The organism is Nonomuraea roseola, from assembly GCF_039535395.1.
GTDB lineage: Bacteria > Actinomycetota > Actinomycetes > Streptosporangiales > Streptosporangiaceae > Nonomuraea > Nonomuraea roseola.
Map to the genome: position 1 here is coordinate 177,116 of NZ_BAAAXC010000012.1, position 18,291 is coordinate 195,406.

An 18,291-nucleotide genomic window follows, 5' to 3' on the forward strand; every position below is an offset into this window, starting at 1 on the left:
GCGCGTTCCTTGCCGATTCTGTCGCGCGATTCCGACGTGTTCGTCGACTGATCCGAGTGACAATCGGCGGCGTGTGGCCTGGATCGGTCACCAGATCGCGACACGAACTCCACGAATTCAGGACATGGGTCCATGGTTGTGGGGTAATTGATTACTTATGGAGGATCACGGGCTGTTCGGGCCGCACTCGGTGACCTGGCGGGTGATGGGGGAGCCCATCCTGCTGGTGGGCGGCTTCCGCGCCCTGCTCATGCAGGGCCTGCATCCCAGGGCGATGCGCGGAGTGCTGCAGAACTCCGCGCTCATGGACCCCGCCGAGGCGTGGTCGCGCTTCCAGCGCACGACCGAGTTCGTCAGGGTGCGCACCTACGGCACGCACGCCGAGGTGGCCCGCGCGGGAGCCAGGGTCAGGAAGATCCACGCCACGCTGACCGCGCTCGATCCCGACACCGGCGAGCGCTATCGTCTCGACGAGCCCGAGGCGCTGCGCTGGGTGCACGTCGGCGAGGTCGACTCCTACCTGTCGGTCGCCCGCAGGGCGGGCATCGGCCTGTCGCACGCCGACGCCGACCGGTTCGTGGCCGAGTGGCGCGCGGCGGCCGAGGTCGTCGGCCTCTCGCCGTCCGAGGTGCCGGGGTCGGTGGCCGAGATGCGCGACTACATCGAGGCGGAGCGCCCTGGCCTGCGGTTCGTGCCCGAGGCCGCCCATCCGCTGCGGCTGTCGCTCAACGCGCCGCTGCCGTTCTACCTCGCGCCGGTCAAGGCCGCGCTGCCCGCGCTCACCCTGCTCGCCTTCGCGACGCTGCCCCGGTGGGCGCGCCGCCTGTACGGGCTGCCCGCCACCCCTGTGGGCGACCTGTGGGCCACGGCGTCGCTGCGCGCGCTGCACGCGGGGCTGGGCTTCGTGCCCGCCCAGGTGCGCTACGCCCCCGACGCCCGCAGGGCGCGCCGCATCATGGCCGCCTGATCCTTCCCCGGTACGGCACGCACGGCAGCGCGCCGCCGCCCGGCACGTGGATCCGTCCTCCGAAGGGACGGTACTCGTGCGATGACGGCCGGCCGCCCGAACGGCGAAACCGCTCACCTGGGAAAACGTATCAACCAAGCGCTCGTTCAAAAATTTCGCCGGGGGTGGTCGCGTCCGGCTTTTCGGGCATGGCAAACTGGTAGCGAACAGAGCTAGCGTGCTCCGGGGTCGGTGAAAGTCCGAACCGGCGGTGACAGTCCGCGACCCGGCCGATGCCATCGGCCGGTTGACTCGGTGAAATTCCGGGACCGACGGTGAAAGTCCGGATGGGAGGAAGCGCGCGGGTGTCCGGTGTCCAGCCGGGCGCCTCTGTGGTGCGTGTGCCGCACCCTGTCATCCCCGGGGCCCGCCGTAGCTGCAAGCTACTGGCGAGTAGGAGGTCCGGGGGTGGACGAACCCAGCCCGGCCGGTGCCGTACCGGATGGCGACGCCCTGCACATGGCGAGGGCGATCAGACTGGCCGCGCTCGGCCGGGGCACCACCAGTCCCAACCCCGTCGTCGGCTGCGTCGTCGTCGACGCGGCGGGAGCCCACGCGGGCGAGGGCTTCCACGCCTACGCGGGCGGCCCGCACGCCGAGGTCGTGGCGCTGAGCGAGGCGGGCGAGCGGGCCAGAGGCGGCACCGCGTACGTCACCCTCGAGCCCTGCGACCACACCGGCCGCACGGGGCCCTGCTCGCAGGCCCTGCTGGAGGCGGGCGTCGCGAGGGTGGTCGTGGCCGTCCTCGACCCCAATCCCGAAGCCGCGGGCGGGATGAGCAGGCTGCGCGCCCACGGCGTACGCGTCGACAGCGGCCTGATGGCCGAGGAGGCCGAGCGCGGCAACGCCGAGTGGCTCACCTTCGTCCGGCTCGGCAGGCCGCACGTGACGTGGAAGTTCGCCGCCACCCTCGACGGCAGGTCGGCGGCGCAGGACGGCACCAGCCAGTGGATCACCTCCCCCGAGGCCAGGGCCGACGTGCACAGGTTGCGCGCCGAGTCCGACGCCGTCGTCGCGGGGATCGGCACCGTCCTGGCCGACGACCCCCGGCTGACCGCCCGCCCTGACCACCGGCGCTCCTTCCACCAGAGCCCTCACCCGGCCACCCCGCGCCGGGCGCCGTTGCGGGTGGTGGTCGACTCAGAGGCGAGGACTCCTCCCGGCGCCAGGGTGCTGTCGTCCGAGGCCCCCACCCTCATCGCCGTCGCCGACGACGCCAAGACCGACCTGCAGGCACCTCTCCTGCGCCTGCCGAGAGCCCACCCGCACGGCCTCGACCTGCGCGCGCTGCTGACCGAACTCGCCAGGCGGCAGATCGTCAGCGTGTTCGTGGAAGGCGGACCGGCCCTCGCGGGTTCCTTCCTGAGGGAAGGGCTGGTCGACCGCGTCGTCGCCTACCTGGCTCCGGCGCTCCTCGGATCGGGGGCCGCCGCGCTGGGGCCGGCGGGGGTGCGGACGATCTCCGACACCCACCGGCTGGTCTTCGAGGATGTAACCCCCATCGGGACGGACCTGCGGATCACCGCCCGCCCCGCGAGTGAGGAGAACTGATGTTCACCGGAATAGTGGAAGAGCTGGGCGAGATCGTCTCGATCGAACCCCACGGCGAGGCGGCCAGGCTGGCCGTGCGCGGCAAGGTCGTCACCTCTGACGCCAAGCACGGCGACTCGATCGCCGTCAACGGCGTCTGCCTGACCGTCGTCGACGTCGAGGACGAGGTGTTCACCGTCGACGTGATGCGGGAGACCCTGAACAGGAGTTCGCTCAAGAACGCGCAGGCGGGCGCGCGGGTCAACCTGGAGCGGGCCGTACGGGCCGACCAGCGCCTGGGCGGGCACATCGTGCAGGGCCACGTGGACGGCACGGCGGCACTGCTGTCGCGTGAGCGGGGCGAGCTGTGGGACGACGTGCGCTTCTCCCTGCCGCGCGAGCTGAACCGCTATGTGGCGGAGAAGGGCTCGATCGCGGTCGACGGGATCAGCCTCACCGTGACCAGCGTGGACGAGGACAGCTTCGGCGTGAGCCTGATCCCCACGACGCTCGAGCTCACCACGCTGGGCGCCAGGCGGGAGGGCGACCTGGTCAACCTCGAGGTGGACGTGATCGCGAAGTACGTGGAGAAGCTGGTGGTGACCAAGTGAACGGCGACTTCACCGTCTTCGGCACGCCGGTCTACTGGACCGACCTGATCGGCAACGTCGCCGCGCTGGCCACGGTCGTGCTGGCGATGCGCAGGTCCATGTGGACCTGGCCGGTGCAGCTGACGGGCGCGGTGCTGCTGTTCATCGCCTCCGTCAACGCGCACATCACCGGTAACGCGCTCAAGCAGGTGCTCTTCGGCGCCCTGGCCGTCTACGGCTGGTACAAGTGGACCCAGGGCAGGCGCGACGACGGCGGCCTCGCCGTCAGGCCGGCGACGGGCAGGGAGCGCACCGCGCTGATCGGCGCCATGGTGGTCGGCACGGTCGTGATCGCCCTGCTGTTCACATGGCTCAACTCCCTGGGCCTGCACATCTCGTGGGCGCCGTGGCCGGACGCCTACATCTTCGTCGGCTCGGCGGTGGCCACCTTCGCGCAGGGCAGGGCGCTGCTCGACTTCTGGTGGATCTGGGTGCTCGTCGACCTCGTGGGCGTGCCGCTGGCCTTCACCTCGGGCCTGGTGGTCTCGGGCGTCGTCTACGCCGTCTTCCTCGTGCTGGTCATCCTCGGCTTCCGCAGCTGGCTGAAGCAGTACCGCTCCACCGCGGCGGTGCCGGCATGAGCGACATCACGCTCGACTCGGTCGAACGGGCCATCCACGACATCCGCGAGGGCAGGCCCGTCGTGGTCGTCGACGACGAGAACCGCGAGAACGAGGGCGACATCATCTTCGCCGCGGCCAGGGCCACGCCGGAGCTGCTCACCTTCACCATCCGCCACACCAGCGGGGTGATCTGCGTGCCGATGGAGGGGCGCGAGCTCGACAGGCTCGGCCTGCCGCTCATGGTGTTCCAGAACAAGGAGCGCATGCGCACCGCGTACACGATCAGCGTGGACGCCCGCGACGGCGTGACCACCGGCATCTCGGCCGCCGACCGCGCCAGGACCATCCGCACGCTGGCCGACTCGGCCACCGAGCCCCAGGAGCTGGTCAGGCCGGGCCACATCTTCCCGCTGCGCTACCACGAGGGCGGGGTGCTGGCCAGGAGGGGCCACACCGAGGCCGCCGTCGACCTGGCCCGCCTGGCGGGCCTGAGCCCCGCGGGCGTGCTCGCCGAGATCGTCAACGACGACGGCACCATGGCCAGGCTGCCCGAGCTGCGGGAGTTCGCCGACAAGCACGACCTCGCACTGATCTCCATCGAGCAGCTGGTCGACCACAGGCGGCGCACCGAGAGCATGGTCACGAGAGTCGCCGAGACCAGGCTGCCCAACATCTACGGGCTCTGGCAGGCCTACGGCTACGCCAGCGCCCTCGACGGCGGCGAGCACGTCGCGCTGGTGCTCGGCGAGCTGGGCGACGGCGAGAACGTCCTGGTGCGTGCCCACTCCGAGTGCCTGACGGGCGACGTGTTCGGCTCGCTGCGCTGCGACTGCGGCGTGCAGCTGGAGAACGCCATGGAGGCGATAGCCGAGGAGGGCCGCGGCGTGATCGTCTACCTGCGGGGCCACGAGGGCAGGGGCATCGGCCTGCTGGCCAAGCTGCAGGCCTACAGCCTGCAGGACAATGGAAGCGACACCGTCGACGCCAACCTGGAGCTCGGCCTTCCTGTGGACGCGAGGGAGTTCTCCAACGCCGGGCAGATCCTGGCCGACCTCGGCGTGAAGTCGGTCAGGCTGCTCACCAACAACCCGGCCAAGCTGCGCGGCATGGACGGCTACGGCATCAAGGTGCTGGGCCGCGAGCCGATGCCGGTGGCGGCCAACCCGCACAACGAGGGCTACCTGAAGGCCAAGAGAGAGCGATTGGGGCACCAGCTGTGAGCGGAGCGGGCAGGCCCGCGGCGACGGTGGTCGACGCGACAGGGCTCAGCGTGGGGATCGTGGCGGCCAGCTGGCACGGGAAGATCACCGACCAGCTGGTGGCGAGGGCCGTCCAGGCCGCGCAGGACAGCGGCGCGAACGCCACCGTGGTGCGCGTCGCGGGCTCGCTGGAGATCCCGGTGATCGCCCAGGCCATGGCCAGGAGGCACGACGCGGTGGTGGCGCTCGGCGCGGTGATCCGCGGCGAGACCGCGCACTTCGACTACGTGTGCGACTCGGTCACGGCGGGGCTGACCCGGATCTCGCTGGACGAGGAGACCCCCGTCGGCAATGGGGTGCTCACCTGTGAAACCCTTGACCAGGCGATCGCCAGGAGCGGGCTGCCCGGCAGCGTCGAGGACAAGGGGTACGAGTCCACGGTCGCGGCGATGGAGACGGCGCTGCTCCTGCGAGGACTGCGATAGTTTTCACTTGATCAAGACAACGCCCACCGACACAGCGAGAAGCCGACATGCCTGAGCCCGTGAGTCCTCCGCCCCTGCCCCTGACCTGGCGGCCGCGGAGGGGGAGATGGGTGGCCTACAGCTTCGCGGGGTTCATCGTGCTCGGCGCGATCGTGATGGCGATCTTCATCTCGGAGCCCTTCCAGCTCCCTGACAAGATCATGATCGTGGCCTTCGGGTGCGGGGTGGCGTGGGTGCTGCACCTGCTCGGCAGGGTCAGGGTCGAGGCCGACGAGCAGGGCATCACCGTGGTCAACGCGCTGCGCACCCACCGCTACACCTGGCCTGAGGTGCTCGAGGTCACGCTGCTCGAGAGCGACCCGTGGCCGAAGATCGACTTCTCCGACGGGCTGACGGTGGGCGCGATGGGCATCCAGGGCAGCGAGAAGGCCCGCGCCCGCCGCGCCACCGCCGAGCTGGCGGCGTTGATCAAGGCCAAGGGTGAGGCGGGGGAGTAGGTCAGTCCAGCGCCCAGGCCCGCTCGGCCGCCAGCACCCTGGCGACCTCGGGAGGGAGCGCGTCGCGCACCTCCACGACGCCGTTCTCCTCGCGCAGCACGGTCACGATCCCCGTCACGAGCCTGCGCCGCCGCAGCACGTCGAGCGCCCGCACCTCGCGCTCGGCGGTGAGGGTCTCGGGAGCGGACGCAGCGAGGGCGGATGCCTGGGAGGCGAGTTCGGCCGAGGCGGGTCCGTCCGGGGCGGTGTCCTGATCGGTGGGCTCGGCGTCGATCGGGTCGCGCTCGGCGAGCGTGTCCTCCTTCGGCTCCTCGATCGGGCGCCACTGCCACAGCCGGTAGCTGAGCCCGGGAGAGGGCCGCTCGCCCAGCTCGCCCGAGGCCAGCTGGAAGGTCGGCAGCCCGTCGGGGTTGAGGCGCCTGGCACCGGCCACCGAGCTGCGCAGCTCGTTCAGGTAGCGGCGGCGGTTGCCCTCGTCGGTGTCGAGCAGCCAGGTGGGCGGCCTGGTCAGCAGCCGGGGACGAAGGTCGCCGAGCAGCTCGGCCAGCCTGACCTCGTGCTCGTGGTCGAGCGGCCACTCCTCCTCGCCCTTGGCGGGAGAGGCGGGGGCGGGCGGCTCGCCCGAGCCTGGCACCCTGATCGAGACCCAGTCGCCGGCCGCGGAGCGGGTCTCCACGGCCTCCTGCGGCTTGGCCTCGGCGTCGACGCCGTCGGGACGCAGGTGCTGGGCGGGGTCGAAGGCGTCCTTGATCGGCCAGAAGCGCAGCAGGCGCTCGGCGTTGTGGGCGTACAGGTGCAGGCCGTACTCGAAGAAGGCCGGACCGATCAGCACGCTGCGGCCCGAGCCCGCGAACATGTACGGCGTGACCGCGACGACCCCCGTCTCGGCGACGCAGCTGGCGTCGGCGACGAGTTTGCCGTGTCCCTCCCATGGGGGCGGCTCGCCGTCCCACACCTCCACCCTCACGCGGCTGTGCTCGGCGCTGGCGTAGAGGTAGACCTGCCGGTCGAGCTCGGCCAGGTGGACCCGGTTGTGCACGCCTTGAAGCCCGCTCACGCCGCGAAGCAGGAACTGCCCATAGGTGATGGGGACCTCGTCGTCCAAGGTGTCCAGCAGGTGGGCCATGCGCGTACTCCGGATTTTTACAGATATGGGTCGGACGAATGTATCGGAATTCGGCCTGTTTGGTCCGGGTGGAGAGCCCCTCCCAGGGTCACAGATCGGCACGCAACCAGTGGATCTTCCCCTGACACGCGTGTGGGCGGGGAGCCGTCACGGCTCCCCGCCCACACGCGTGATGGAACGGATCAGGCAGGCGTCGGCTCAGGCGCCCGGTTCACGCGCACCGGGGGCGCCTCGTCGAGCGGCTGCGGCGGGGCGTTGAGCACCGCCTCGTCGAGCCTGCCCTCGCCGCGGGCGACGAGCACCGGCACCACGATCTGCCCCGCCACGTTGGTCGCGGTGCGGATCATGTCGAGGATCGGGTCGATCGCCAGCAGCAGGCCGACGCCCTCGAGCGGCAGGCCCAGCGTGCTGAGCGTCAGCGTGAGCATGACGATCGCGCCCGTCAGGCCGGCGGTCGCGGCAGAGCCGACCACCGAGACGAAGGCGATCAGCAGGTACTCGCCGATGCCCAGTGGGATGTCGAAGACCTGCGCCACGAAGATCGCCGCCAGCGCCGGGTAGATCGAGGCGCAGCCGTCCATCTTGGTCGTCGCGCCGAACGGCACGGCGAAGGAGGCGTAGTCGCGGTCGACGCCCAGACGCTCGACGGTGACCTTCTGCGTCAGCGGCAGCGTGCCGACCGACGAGCGGGAGACGAAGGCCAGCTCGATCGCGGGCCACGCGTTGCGGAAGAAGGTGATCGGGTTGACCTTGGCGACCACGGCCAGCAGCGTCGGGTAGACGGCCAGCAGGACGATGAAGCAACCCACGTAGACGCCGAGGCTGAACTTGGCCAGCGGCGCGAGCAGGTCCCAGCCGTAGGTGGCCACGGACTTGCCGATCAGGCCCGCGGTGCCGATGGGGGCCAGGCGGATGACCCACCACAGCGCCTTCTGGACCAGCTCGAGGATCGAACGGCTGAAGTTGAGGAACGGCTCGGCCTTCTCGCCGATCGCCATGGCCGCCGCGCCGAGGACGACTCCCAGGAAGACGATCTGGAGGACGTTGAGCTCGGTGAACGCCGTGACGATGTTGGTCGGGATGATGCCGGTGAGGAAGTCGACCCAGGTGCCGACGCTCTCGGGCGCCTTGGCGCCCTCGGTCGCCAGCGTGACGCCCCTGCCGGGGTTGAGGATCAGGCCGAGGCCGATGCCGACGATGACGGCGATCAGCCCGGTGGCCAGGAACCACAGCAGCGTCTTGCCGGCCAGCCTGGCCGCGCCGTTGACGTTGCGCAGGTTGGCCACGCTGACCACCACGGCGGTGAACACCAGCGGAGGCACGGCCAGCTTGAGCAGCTGGACGAAGATCTTTCCGACTTCGGTCAGTGTCGTCGCCAGCCAGGCGAGGTCCCAGACGCGGGCCGCGAAGCCGAGGGCGACGCCCACGACCAGGCCCAGCAGCAACTGCAGGGAGAACGAGAATCTCTTCACGATGAGGAGGGCTCCGTACTACGGCATGCCGAAATAGGCATGCGGAAGGGGGGTGGGTGAGGGGATGGGGCGATCGAGCGCTCGTCAGAGCGCGATCAGCGACACAGGGAGCCGGTCAGACGACAGAGATCGATGTGCAGCCGCTCAACGAGCCACACAGACAGGACAGAAAACCTCACGAAATCAGTAAACCGTAGTGAAACGGACGGTATTCCGACCTTACATGTGATCTGCCTCACAGATCAATGCTCTGTCAGGGGTGTGCTTTCATCCTCGTCCGGGACGGGGACGACGCGCACCGAGAGCTCGTTGCCTGCCGTGTAGAACGGACGGACCAGGGCCTCCTCCATCTGCTGATGGGGGTAGCGCTCCACCCCCTTGCGCTCGGCGATGTCGTCGCAGAACCGGCCGAGTCGGATCGGCTCGCCCTCCTGGCCCTCCTCGCCGGGGCGCAGGTAGAGGTCCCACACCTCGTGGGAGTGGCTGCGCGCCTCCATCAGCCGCTGGTAGGGCACCGAGCAGCTGAAGCGGCCGTCGAGGTGGGCCTGGGCCCGCAGGGCGATCTGCGCGCCCGGCACGTCGTCCTGGTCGAGGGAAGGGTCCGTCTCCTCGTCCTGGTCGAGGAGAGGAGCCGTCTCCTCGTCCTGATCGAGGGACGAGGCCGTCGCGTCGTCCTGGTCGAGGGACGAAGCCGCGCGACGCGCGATGCGCCGTACGGCCAGCAGGGTAAGGGCCGGTCGTCCCTCGGGCAGGTTGATCAGCAGCCCGTGGACGGTGAGCCCGGTGGAGGCGGACACCACGTCGGTCACCTCGGCGTGCATGCTCCTGGCGCGGACGGCCAGCGACAGCTCACCGGTGTCGGTGGCGTAGGGCGTCCAGGTCTCCAGCGGCCTGCGCAGGTCGGGGAAGGCGTTGACCAGGGCGCGGCTGTCGCACAGCCCCGCGGGCAGCCGCCTGCGCCGCTTGCCGGGCCTGACCTGGTAGACGTCCCAGCGTCCCTCGGCCAGCCGGTGCGCCCCGCGGTCGAGCCGCGCCTCCATCGCCCCGTCCTCGGCCCGCACGAGCGGCACCTCGATCGTGGTCGCCGTGCCGCGGTGCCGCAGCGCCAGCGCGTTGGTGGCGAGGACGCCGGTGGCCCAGGACTCCCTGATGAGCCGGATGGTCAGGCCGCCGTCCTGGCGCACGAGGCAGTGCGTGGTGACGGGCGCCTGCGGCCGGAGCGGCTGGTCGGCCGCTTTCCGCGGCACCAGTGACCGCGCGCCCGCGATCGTTCTCGCGCCCAGATCCCTGAGACGGGCGAGCCCCCTCGCCCGGCGCGCCGGCATGTGCTCGGCGTACAGCCGCTCGTAGCGCAGTGCGATCTCGGCGGGATCGAAGCGCTGCGCGCTGCGCAGCGCCGCCGCGCCCATCGCGTGGCGCAGCGGCTCGTCCTCGATCAACCGCAGCAGCGCGTCGGCCAGGGCGGACGGCGTGGCCTCGGGCACCAGCAGCCCGTCGTTGCCGTGGCTGATGATCTCGCCGGGGCCGTAGGGGCAGTCGACGCTGACGACGGGGACCCCGCAGCGCATGGCCTCCACGATGGTCATGCCGAAGGACTCGAGCTGGGACGACACCGCGGCGATGGAGCCCTTGGCCCACTCGGTCTCGATGGGGGAGCGGGGGCCCATCATCAGGGCGCGGCCGTTGAGCCCGAGGTCGTCGATCACCTGCTGGAGGTGGGGGGCCTCCGGGCCCTTGCCGTACAGGCGCAGCCTCCAGTCGGGGCGCTCGGCGGCCACCTTGGCGAACGCCTCGATCAGCAGCGGGTAGCGCTTGACCGTGATCAGCCGCCCCGCGGCGACGATCGTCTTGGTGTCGAGGGTGGAAGGCCCCACCTTCGGCTGGGGCACGCTGTTGGGTATCGACACGACGGCCGTGTCCGCGAAGGGCATCTTCGTCCTGTACACCTCGGCGTCACCCTCGGAGACGGTCACGAGCACGTCGAGGTCCGGGCAGAGCTCGCGGAGGTCTGCCCGCAGCCTCTGGCTGTGGCCGTTGTGGATCCAGTGCTCCTGGCCGACCTTCAGGTAGCGGCGGGTGCCGTACTTGGCCAGGTAGGCGATCAGGGCCGGCCTGGTCGCGATGACCATGTCGGCGTCGCATTCGGCCAGGTAGGCCGCCATGCGTTCGTCGGTCAGGAGGGAGCAGTGGTGGTGGCCCCTGGTGTCGCCCTTCGCGGCGTCCTCCGACGGCTGGGCCTGCCGTGGGTCGTCTCCAGCGAAGTCGGGGGAGCTCTCGCGCAGATCGACCAGGTCGCGCACCGTGACGCGGGCGTCGATGTCGAACGAGGGCTGGTCGGCGGTCCTGAGGATGCTGACGACCTCCACCTCGTGCCGCTCGGCCAGCGCCGCGGTGAGGTTGACGGTGGAACGGATCGTCCCGCCGATGCCGTACAGGTTCTGGATCAGAAAGACGATCTTCATCGGTTCTCCGTCACCACGAAGGGAATGACCTGGTGTACTGCTAGCCGTTCCGCGCCGGACTCCGGATGATGCGACGGCTCGCCAAGCGTGCCCGCCTTTGGCGGCGGCGCGGCGCGCGCCAGGCAACGCATGGGGCGTTGTTGGCGGGGATTTGACGCGCGGCGTGCCGCTGTCCGAGGGTCGCCACGCGCTGTAAGATCTTCGCAACGGAACGGAAAGTCGCCAGGTCAGCGGCGGGAAGAGCGGCAATCTAGCCGTCGTGAACAGAGCCGTGACCGCGCTGTTGAGTTGCTTGGGCCTGATGGGCGGCCTCGTCGTGGCGCCCGCCGCCGCGGAGGCCGCGAGGGTGTCGTGCGCGCGCACGACACTCGTGTCCGTCGCGCATCAGGACGACGACCTGCTCTTCGTCAACCCCGATCTCAGCCGCGACTACGACAGGGGCGCCTGCCTGCGCGTGGTCTACCTGACCGCGGGCGACGCGGGGCAGACGGGCGACTACGTCAGCAGCAGGGAGAACGGGGTCCGCGCGGCCTACGCCGTCATGGCGGGGGTGTCGAACACGTGGAGAAGGTCCGACCTGAGAGCGGGCGGGCGCAGACTGCGCGCCTACTCCCTCGTCAAGCCCCCCAAGGAGCGCGGCGACATCCAGCTGATCTTCATGGGCCTGCCCGACGGCTTTCCCAAGGGGGGCGGAAGCGCGGCGTACGGCAGGCAGAGCCTGCTCAAGCTGTTCCGCGGCGGCCACGGCCGGATCACCACCGTGGACGGCTCGGCCCGCTACGACGAAAGGGCCCTGATAGCCGCGTTGCGTGGGCTGATCCAGCGCTTCAGGCCCGACGTCATCCGCACACTCGACCACCACAGCACCCGCCTCGGCTACAGCACCACCCAGTCGGTCGACCACAGTGACCACGCCGTGACCGCCCGCTACACGCTGCTCGCCGCGCGCCACGCCATGGCCGCCACGCCGGGTCTGCGGCCCGAGCTCGCCTTCTACCGGACGTACGGCATCTCGGCGCTGCCCGCCAACCTCACCCTCGACGAGAGCACCCGCAAGAGGGCGATCTTCGAGGCGTACGTGGTGCAGGTGACCTGCGGGCCCGGCGGCTGCGGGGCCGCGCCGCCCAGGGTGGGAGCAAGCGAGACTGCCTGGGTCGCCAGGCAGTACCGGCGGCAGGGCCCCGCGCCTGTCGAGGACACGATCGTGTCGGGGGCGGGCTCCACCAGCGCGCCGAACGACGACTCGGCCACCGCGCGCTGCCTGGCCGTCCGCGACGGGCCCTCGGCGAGGGACGCCGTGCGGACCTACGCCTGCGACGGCACCCGCGCGCAGAGCTGGTACACCAAGGGGGCCACCCTGCGCAGCGCCATGGACGGACGCTGCCTGACGGCCGCCGGTCGTGCGCCCAGGGTGGCCGCCTGCGACGGGAGCAGGCGGCAGCGCTGGACCCTCGCCGACGCGGGCCAGGTGAGCACCGCGAGAGGCTGCCTGCGGCAGGACGACCTGCTCCTCCGGCGCGCCAGGCTCAGAGTGGCCCGCTGCGACAGGCGAGAGCCCGGGCAGCGGTGGTTCCACGCCGTGGGACGGGCTAGGCCGCCAGCTCCTTGACCTTCTCCAGGAGCTTGATGCGCTCCTCGTGGGTACGGCCGAGCGGCGTGACGTTGAGCGTGGTGACGCCCGACTCCCTCATCGCCTGCACCCGGTCGCGCACGAACCCCTCGGAGCCGATGAGCGACATCTTCTCCAGCAGTTCCTGGGGAACCAGCGCCTCGGCCTCCTTCTTGCTGCCCGCGAGGTAAAGCTCCTGGATCTGCTCGGCCTCTTTCTCGTAGCCGTAGCGACAGGCCAGCTCGTTGTAGAAGTTCTTGCCCTTGGCGCCCATGCCGCCGATGTAGAGCGCGGCCATCGACCTGCCGAGCTCCAGCAGTCCCGCGCCCTCCTCACCGATGTAGAGCGCGGCCTGCGCGATGACGTCGAGCTCGCCCAGCGAAGCGTCGCGCTTGGCCTTGCCCGCCGCCAGCGAGGGGCCCCAGACGTCGGCGGCCTTCTCCGGCATGTAGAAGATCGGCTCCCAGCCCTCGGCGATCTCGGCGGTGAGCTCGACGTTCTTCGGGCCGATGGCGGCCACCACGATCGGGATGCGCGAGGGCACGGGGTGGTTGATCAGCTTGAGCGGCTTGCCGAGCCCCGTGCCCTTGTCGGCCGGCAGCGGCAGCGTGTAGTGCTTGCCCTCGTAGGTGACGCGCTCGCGCTCCCAGACCTTGCGGCAGATCTCGATGACCTCGCGCGTACGGCCCAGCGGGGCGGTGTAGGGCACGCCGTGGAAGCCCTCGATCACCTGCGGACCCGAGGCGCCGAGGCCCAGCGTGAAGCGCCCGTCGGAGACGTAGTCCATGCCCGCGGCCGTCATGGCCAGCAGGGTGGGCGTGCGCGAGTAGATCGGCAGGATGCCGGAGGCGATCTCCAGCCGTTCGGTCCTGGCCGCGATGTAGCCCATCTGGCTCACGGCGTCGAAGGAGTAGGCCTCGGCCACGAAGACGATGTCGAGCCCGGCCTTCTCGTAGTCGGCCAGCTCGGCGACCGTCTCCTTGAAGCCCCCTGAGTAGTTGAGCGCCATCCCGATCCGCATGCCGAACTCCCTAGTAACCGAACTATGTTCGGCCTCAGGTTAGCGCTTCGCGTGTCGCTCGGCGACCGCCTAACCTGGTCAACTCAGGGGGCGAGAGGAGCAGCGTGCTGAAGCGTGCGGTGATCGCGGGGGCGATCGTCCTGGCGGCGATTCTGGCGGGACACCGTCTGATTCCCGCGCTGGGTGGGTTCACCCCCATCATGGAGAGTCTGTTGCCCTGGCTTGGGCTCGCGATACCGGTGCTGCTGCTCCTGGCGCTGCTGGCGCGCTCGGCGGGGGCCGCCGTGGCGGCCCTGCTTCCCGCCCTGGTGTGGGGCGTGATGTTCGGCCCCGACGTGCTGCGCTCGTCCCCGGGAGGGGCCAGCGACCTGTCGGTGGCCACGGTCAACGTGGGCGTGCGCAACAACTCCTCGGGCTCGGCGGTGCGGGCCATCGCCGAGGGCCTCGACATGGTCGCCGCGCAGGAGCTCACGCCCGGAGGGCCCGCCGCCAAGGCGCTCAACAAGATCTTCAAGTTCCACCGGAACGTCAGCACGGTCGGGCTGTGGAGCAGGTTCCCGCTGTCCGAACCCGACTACTTCGACGTCGGCCTCGGCTGGGAGCGCGCCCTGCGCACGGTGGCCAAGACCCCCGAGGGCGACGTCACCGTCTACGTGATGCACCTGGCCTCCGCCCGTCCCGGGCACACCGCGACCCGCGACAGGACACTGGCGGAGGCGCGCAAGCTCATCGAGGCCGACAAGAGCGAGCGCATCCTGCTGCTCGGCGACCTCAACACCGCCACCTACGACAGGGGCCTGAGCAACCTCACGCCGCCGCTGCTCAACGCGCAGGAGGAGGTGGGGGAGGGGTTCGGGTTCACCTGGCCGTCGAGCTTCCCGATCACCAGGCCCGACCACATCCTCTACAAGGGGCTGAAGCCCACCCACGCGGGAGTGGCCCCCGCGACGGGCAGCGACCACCGCGCCGCGACGGCCTCCTTTCGCCTCTGATGACCCGGCCCGCCCCTGACCCGGCCCGCCCCTGACCCGGCCCGCCCCTGACCCGGCCCGCCCTGACCCGGTGCGCGCCCCGGTCAGCCGGGGGCCTCACCGGCCACCAGGCGGGCCAGGTCCTCGGGCGTGTCGATGTCGCGAGGATCGCCGGGCACCTCCACCTCGGTGACCAGCTCGGGGTGGGCCTTCAGGAACGGCCTGGCCCCGACGTCGCCCACCGCCAGCTCCGCCACCCGCTCGACGTGCCGCCTGGCGATCAGCACCGGGTTGCGGCGGCGCCCTCCGTACGTGGCGACGGCGAGCTCGGCCCCGCTGTCGATCAGCGCCCGCACCGCGGCGGGCACGACGAACGGCTGGTCCACCAGCGCGACCACCACCGCCGTGGCGTCGGAGGGCAGCGCGGCCAGGCCCACCCGCAGCGAGGAGCCCATGCCGTCACGCCAGGAGGGGTTGCGCACCACCACCGCGCCGCGCACCTGCACCGTCGCCGCGCCGAGCACGACGATCACCGGGTGGCAGCCGCCCTCGTGCAGCAGCCGCACACCCCTGTCGACCAGCCGCTCGCCCTCGTACTCCAGCAGCGCCTTGGGCCTGCCGAGGCGCGCCCCTCGCCCGGCCGCCAGGAGCAGCCCCACCACCTGTGTCATCAGACCTCCCCGTGGATGCGCCCGCCGGTTTCGCTCAGCGGGCGACCGCTCCCACCCCAGCGCAACTGGATCAGCTCCGCCATCACCGACACGGCGGTCTCCTCGGGCGTGCGCGACCCCAGGTCGAGCCCGATGGGTGAGCGCAGCCGGCTCAGCTCCCGCTCGGTCAGACCCGCCTCCCGCAGCCTGGCCAGTCTGTCCTCGTGCGTACGGCGCGAGCCCATCGCCCCGACGTAGCCCGCGCGGGTGCGCAGCGCCACCTCCAGCAGCGGCACGTCGAACTTCGGGTCGTGGGTGAGCACGCAGATCACCGTCCGCTCGTCGACCTGGATGGAGGCCAGGTAGTCGTGCGGCCACTTGACCACCACCTCGTCGGCCTCGGGGAAGCGCTTGGCGGTGGCGAAGACGGGCCTGGCGTCGCAGACGGTGACGTGGTAGCCGAGGAACTTGCCCATGCGCGCGACGGCGGCGGCGAAGTCGATGGCGCCGAAGACCAGCATGCGCGGCGGCGGCGCGAACGACTGCACGAAGACGGACAGGTCGTCCAGGCGGCGCTCGCCGTGCTCGCCGTAGTGCCTGATCCCGGTCAGGCCCTGGGCCAGCATGCCGCGCACGTCGTCGTCCACCGCCTCGTCCAGCCGCTCGACTCCGAGCGAGCCCGAGGCGCGGCCTGGCCAGATCACCCTGCGCGCGCCCATGACACCGGGGCCCGCCACGACCGTCGCGACGGCCACAGGCTCGTGCGCCCTGACGGAGGCGAAGATCTCACCCATCTCGGGATAGGACTCGATCGAGATCGGCTCGACGAGGATGTCGATGGTGCCGCCGCAGGTCAGCCCCACAGAGAAGGCGTCGTCGTCGCTGACGCCGTACCTCTGGAGCACGGGGGTCTCGATCTCGGAGGCCAGCTCGAAGACCGCCCCCTCGACGCAGCCGCCCGAGACGCTGCCCACCACCTCGTCGCCGCGCACCGCCATGGCCGCCCCAGGAGGCCTGGGCGCACTGGAGAAGGTCCGGACCACGGTCGCCAGGCCGAAGCGCAGCCCGGACTCCCACCACCGCATGATCTCAGGCAGGACGTCGCGCATCTGAAAGCCTCTCGGAGAGTTCCTCGAAGGCGGCCAGGCTGTGGCCTGCCACCAGGTCGTCGATGAACGGCAGCGCCGCGCGCATCCCCCCGGTGAGCGGCTGGTAGTCCTCGTGTCCCTTGTGCGGGTTGACCCAGATGACCCGCCGCGCCTGGCGGGCCAGCCGCGCCATCTGCTCGCCGAGCAGCGCGGGGTCGCCGCGCTCCCAGCCGTCAGAGGCGACGACCACGATCGCGCCGCGCACGCTGGTCCTGGTCAGCAGCTCTCGCAGCTCCTCGCCGAGCCGGGTGCCCCCGCTCCAGTCGGGGATCGCCTTGGAGACCTCGGCGAGCGCGGTGCCGGGGTCGCGGTGGCGCAGCTCGACGCTGATCGGCGTGAGCCTGGTGCCGATCGAGTAGACCCGCGTGGCCCTGGGCTCGGTCCTGGCCATGGCGTGCGCGAAGCGCAGCACCGTCTCGGCGTAGGGGGCCATCGAGCCGCTGACGTCCACCAGCAGCACCACCTTGCGCGGCCTGGTGGTGCGGTCGCGGTGGCGCAGGCGCGCGACGTCGCCCTTCCTGAGCGCCTCACGGACGGTCCTGCGCTGGTCGAGCCTGCCCCTGCGGGAGGGTACGAGCCTGCGCGAGAGCCGCCGCTCCCTGCGGGCACGCAGCAGGGCGAGCATGCGGTGCACCTCGGCGCGCTCGGCCTCGCTCAGCGCCGACACGTCCCTCTGGCGCAGCACCTCGACAGGGCTGGCGGTGGCGAGCACCGCCTCCTGGCCCCGCTCGCCCTCTCCCTCGCCCCCTGCCAGGTGCCTGGTGACCGTCGCGGCTCTCGTCAGGCCCCGCACGGCCCGCCTGCCGCCGAAGTAGGCGGCGAAGCAGCGGTCGTAGCGCGGCAGGTCGTCGGGCGTGGCGCACAGGGTGAGGCGGCCTGCCCAGTAGACGTCCTCGCGGCGGGCCACGTCGAGGTGGCCGAGGGCCTTCAGCAGGTTCTGGGTGCGCTCGTGGTCGGCCCCCACCCCTGCGGCCCGCAGCGTGCGGGCGAAGCCCGTCATGGTGGCTGCCAGCTTACGCACGGCCGAGGACCCCGCTGCCGAGCACCTTCTCCACGTCCTCCCTGTACTTCAGCGCCGCGCCGAGCGTGACGGCGGCCAGCCCCGGATCGAGGTCGCGGGCGCCGAGCGTGAGCAGGGCCTCGGTCCAGTCGAGTGTCTCGGCGATGCCGGGCGGCTTGACCAGGCCGTGCTCGCGCAGCCGCGCGGCCGTGCCCGCCACCTGGCGGGCCAGCGCCTCGGTGCACTCGGGCAGCCTGCGCAGCAGGATGGCCACCTCCCGCTCGAAGCTCGGATGCTCGAGCCAGTGGTAGAGGCAGCGGCGCTTGAGCGCGTCGTGGACCTCGCGGGTGCGGTTGGAGGTGACGACCACGACAGGCGGCGTGCGCGCGCTGATCGTGCCGAGCTCGGGGACGGAGATCGTGAAGTCCGACAGCACCTCGAGCAGGAACGCCTCGAACTCGTCGTCGGCTCTGTCGATCTCGTCCACCAGCAGCACCGCGGGATCGGTCTCGATCGCCCTGAGCAGCGGGCGCGCGATGAGGAAGCGCCGGTCGTAGATCTCGCCCTCCAGCCTGCCGGCGTCGGTGATCCCGGCCGCCTCCGCCGCCTTGAGGTGGAGCAGCTGGCGGGCGAAGTCCCAGTCGTAGAGCGCCTGGGCGGCGTCGAGGCCCTCGTAGCACTGCAGGCGGATCAGCGGGGCGTCGAGGAGCAGGGCCATGGTCTTGGCCAGCTCGGTCTTGCCGACCCCCGCCTCTCCCTCGAGGAACAACGGGCGTCCCATCTTGAGGGCGAGGAAGACGGCCGTCGACAGCCCCTCGTCGGCGAGGTAGGCGTGCTGGTCGAGCAGGTCGGCCAGTTTCGCGGGCGACTCGATGTCCATTGCCTTGATTGTCCGCCGCAGC

The 18,291-nt window shown here is 71.1% G+C and carries 18 protein-coding genes and 1 riboswitch; of the genes, 9 read left to right on the forward strand and 9 right to left on the reverse strand.

The annotated features are described in order from the left end of the window. Positions 1 to 157: 157 nt before the first annotated feature. The 7 genes from ABFX55_RS12925 (at position 158) to ABFX55_RS12955 (ending at position 5,930) form a co-directional block, all read left to right on the forward strand. Positions 158 to 967 carry an oxygenase MpaB family protein gene (locus tag ABFX55_RS12925; protein WP_346120739.1) on the forward strand — a complete coding sequence of 270 codons (810 nt, stop codon included), beginning with the start codon at positions 158 to 160 and terminating at the stop codon, positions 965 to 967. Between the two features lie 213 nt (positions 968 to 1,180). Beyond that, positions 1,181 to 1,311: riboswitch (FMN riboswitch) on the forward strand. Between the two features lie 103 nt (positions 1,312 to 1,414). Beyond that, positions 1,415 to 2,557: a bifunctional diaminohydroxyphosphoribosylaminopyrimidine deaminase/5-amino-6-(5-phosphoribosylamino)uracil reductase RibD gene (ribD, locus tag ABFX55_RS12930; protein ID WP_346120741.1), complete on the forward strand. Its 1,143-nt coding sequence runs from the start codon at positions 1,415 to 1,417 to the stop codon at positions 2,555 to 2,557. Next, entirely contained in the window at positions 2,557 to 3,147 is a 591-nt protein-coding gene (locus ABFX55_RS12935; RefSeq protein WP_346120743.1) for a riboflavin synthase, read from the forward strand. The genes ribD and ABFX55_RS12935 overlap by 1 nt, the downstream gene beginning before the upstream one ends. After that, on the forward strand, positions 3,144 to 3,767 hold the full coding sequence (pnuC, locus tag ABFX55_RS12940; RefSeq protein WP_346120744.1) for a nicotinamide riboside transporter PnuC: 624 nt from the start codon (positions 3,144 to 3,146) through the stop codon (positions 3,765 to 3,767). The genes ABFX55_RS12935 and pnuC overlap by 4 nt, the downstream gene beginning before the upstream one ends. Beyond that, positions 3,764 to 4,969 carry a bifunctional 3,4-dihydroxy-2-butanone-4-phosphate synthase/GTP cyclohydrolase II gene (locus ABFX55_RS12945; RefSeq protein WP_346120746.1) on the forward strand — a complete coding sequence of 402 codons (1,206 nt, stop codon included), beginning with the start codon at positions 3,764 to 3,766 and terminating at the stop codon, positions 4,967 to 4,969. Before pnuC ends, ABFX55_RS12945 begins: the two co-directional genes overlap by 4 nt. After that, entirely contained in the window at positions 4,966 to 5,433 is a 468-nt protein-coding gene (gene ribH, locus ABFX55_RS12950) for a 6,7-dimethyl-8-ribityllumazine synthase (RefSeq protein WP_346120748.1), read from the forward strand. The genes ABFX55_RS12945 and ribH overlap by 4 nt, the downstream gene beginning before the upstream one ends. A 110-nt stretch (positions 5,434 to 5,543) precedes the next feature. After that, positions 5,544 to 5,930, forward strand: a complete 387-nt coding sequence (locus tag ABFX55_RS12955) for a PH domain-containing protein (RefSeq protein ID WP_346120750.1) — start codon at positions 5,544 to 5,546, stop codon at positions 5,928 to 5,930. Position 5,931: 1 nt separating this feature from the next. On the opposite strand, the gene ABFX55_RS12960 is transcribed toward ABFX55_RS12955, so the two are convergent. From ABFX55_RS12960 to ABFX55_RS12970, 4 genes are all read right to left on the reverse strand, one after another. Further along, on the reverse strand, positions 5,932 to 7,056 hold the full coding sequence (locus tag ABFX55_RS12960) for a hypothetical protein (protein ID WP_346120752.1): 1,125 nt from the start codon (positions 7,054 to 7,056) through the stop codon (positions 5,932 to 5,934). A 182-nt stretch (positions 7,057 to 7,238) separates the two neighbouring features. After that, positions 7,239 to 8,528 carry a dicarboxylate/amino acid:cation symporter gene (locus ABFX55_RS12965; RefSeq protein WP_346120754.1) on the reverse strand — a complete coding sequence of 430 codons (1,290 nt, stop codon included), beginning with the start codon at positions 8,526 to 8,528 and terminating at the stop codon, positions 7,239 to 7,241. Positions 8,529 to 8,623: 95 nt separating this feature from the next. Then, positions 8,624 to 8,767: a putative leader peptide gene (locus ABFX55_RS49800; RefSeq protein WP_428834762.1), complete on the reverse strand. Its 144-nt coding sequence runs from the start codon at positions 8,765 to 8,767 to the stop codon at positions 8,624 to 8,626. A 3-nt stretch (positions 8,768 to 8,770) separates the two neighbouring features. Continuing rightward, complete coding sequence (locus tag ABFX55_RS12970; RefSeq protein ID WP_346120755.1) at positions 8,771 to 10,990, reverse strand: glycosyltransferase family 4 protein; 2,220 nt, start codon at positions 10,988 to 10,990, stop codon at positions 8,771 to 8,773. A gap of 259 nt (positions 10,991 to 11,249) precedes the next feature. On the opposite strand from ABFX55_RS12970, the gene ABFX55_RS12975 reads away from it, so the two are divergent. Further along, positions 11,250 to 12,599 carry a PIG-L family deacetylase gene (locus ABFX55_RS12975; RefSeq protein WP_346120757.1) on the forward strand — a complete coding sequence of 450 codons (1,350 nt, stop codon included), beginning with the start codon at positions 11,250 to 11,252 and terminating at the stop codon, positions 12,597 to 12,599. Here ABFX55_RS12975 and ABFX55_RS12980 read toward each other — a convergent pair. After that, the gene (locus tag ABFX55_RS12980) at positions 12,580 to 13,620 is read right to left on the reverse strand and encodes an LLM class F420-dependent oxidoreductase (protein ID WP_346120759.1); all 1,041 of its coding nucleotides are present in this window, start codon (positions 13,618 to 13,620) and stop codon (positions 12,580 to 12,582) included. The two genes, ABFX55_RS12975 and ABFX55_RS12980, sit on opposite strands and share 20 nt — an antisense overlap. 104 nt (positions 13,621 to 13,724) lie before the next feature. Between ABFX55_RS12980 and ABFX55_RS12985 the strand changes: the two genes are divergently transcribed. Then, complete coding sequence (locus ABFX55_RS12985; RefSeq protein ID WP_346120761.1) at positions 13,725 to 14,612, forward strand: endonuclease/exonuclease/phosphatase family protein; 888 nt, start codon at positions 13,725 to 13,727, stop codon at positions 14,610 to 14,612. 83 nt (positions 14,613 to 14,695) lie between these two features. Here the strand turns inward: ABFX55_RS12985 and ABFX55_RS12990 are convergent, their stop codons facing one another. The 4 genes from ABFX55_RS12990 to ABFX55_RS13005 are packed head-to-tail and all read right to left on the reverse strand — an operon-like array spanning position 14,696 to position 18,269. Next, on the reverse strand, positions 14,696 to 15,262 hold the full coding sequence (locus ABFX55_RS12990) for a nucleotidyltransferase family protein (protein ID WP_346120763.1): 567 nt from the start codon (positions 15,260 to 15,262) through the stop codon (positions 14,696 to 14,698). Then, positions 15,262 to 16,350, reverse strand: coding sequence for an XdhC family protein (locus tag ABFX55_RS12995; RefSeq protein ID WP_346120765.1), 1,089 nt, complete (start codon positions 16,348 to 16,350; stop codon positions 15,262 to 15,264). Before ABFX55_RS12995 ends, ABFX55_RS12990 begins: the two co-directional genes overlap by 1 nt. Continuing rightward, positions 16,331 to 17,410, reverse strand: a complete 1,080-nt coding sequence (locus tag ABFX55_RS13000) for a vWA domain-containing protein (protein WP_346120767.1) — start codon at positions 17,408 to 17,410, stop codon at positions 16,331 to 16,333. The genes ABFX55_RS12995 and ABFX55_RS13000 overlap by 20 nt, the downstream gene beginning before the upstream one ends. Continuing rightward, positions 17,403 to 18,269, reverse strand: a complete 867-nt coding sequence (locus ABFX55_RS13005; protein ID WP_346120769.1) for an AAA family ATPase — start codon at positions 18,267 to 18,269, stop codon at positions 17,403 to 17,405. The genes ABFX55_RS13000 and ABFX55_RS13005 overlap by 8 nt, the downstream gene beginning before the upstream one ends. Positions 18,270 to 18,291 lie beyond the last annotated feature (22 nt).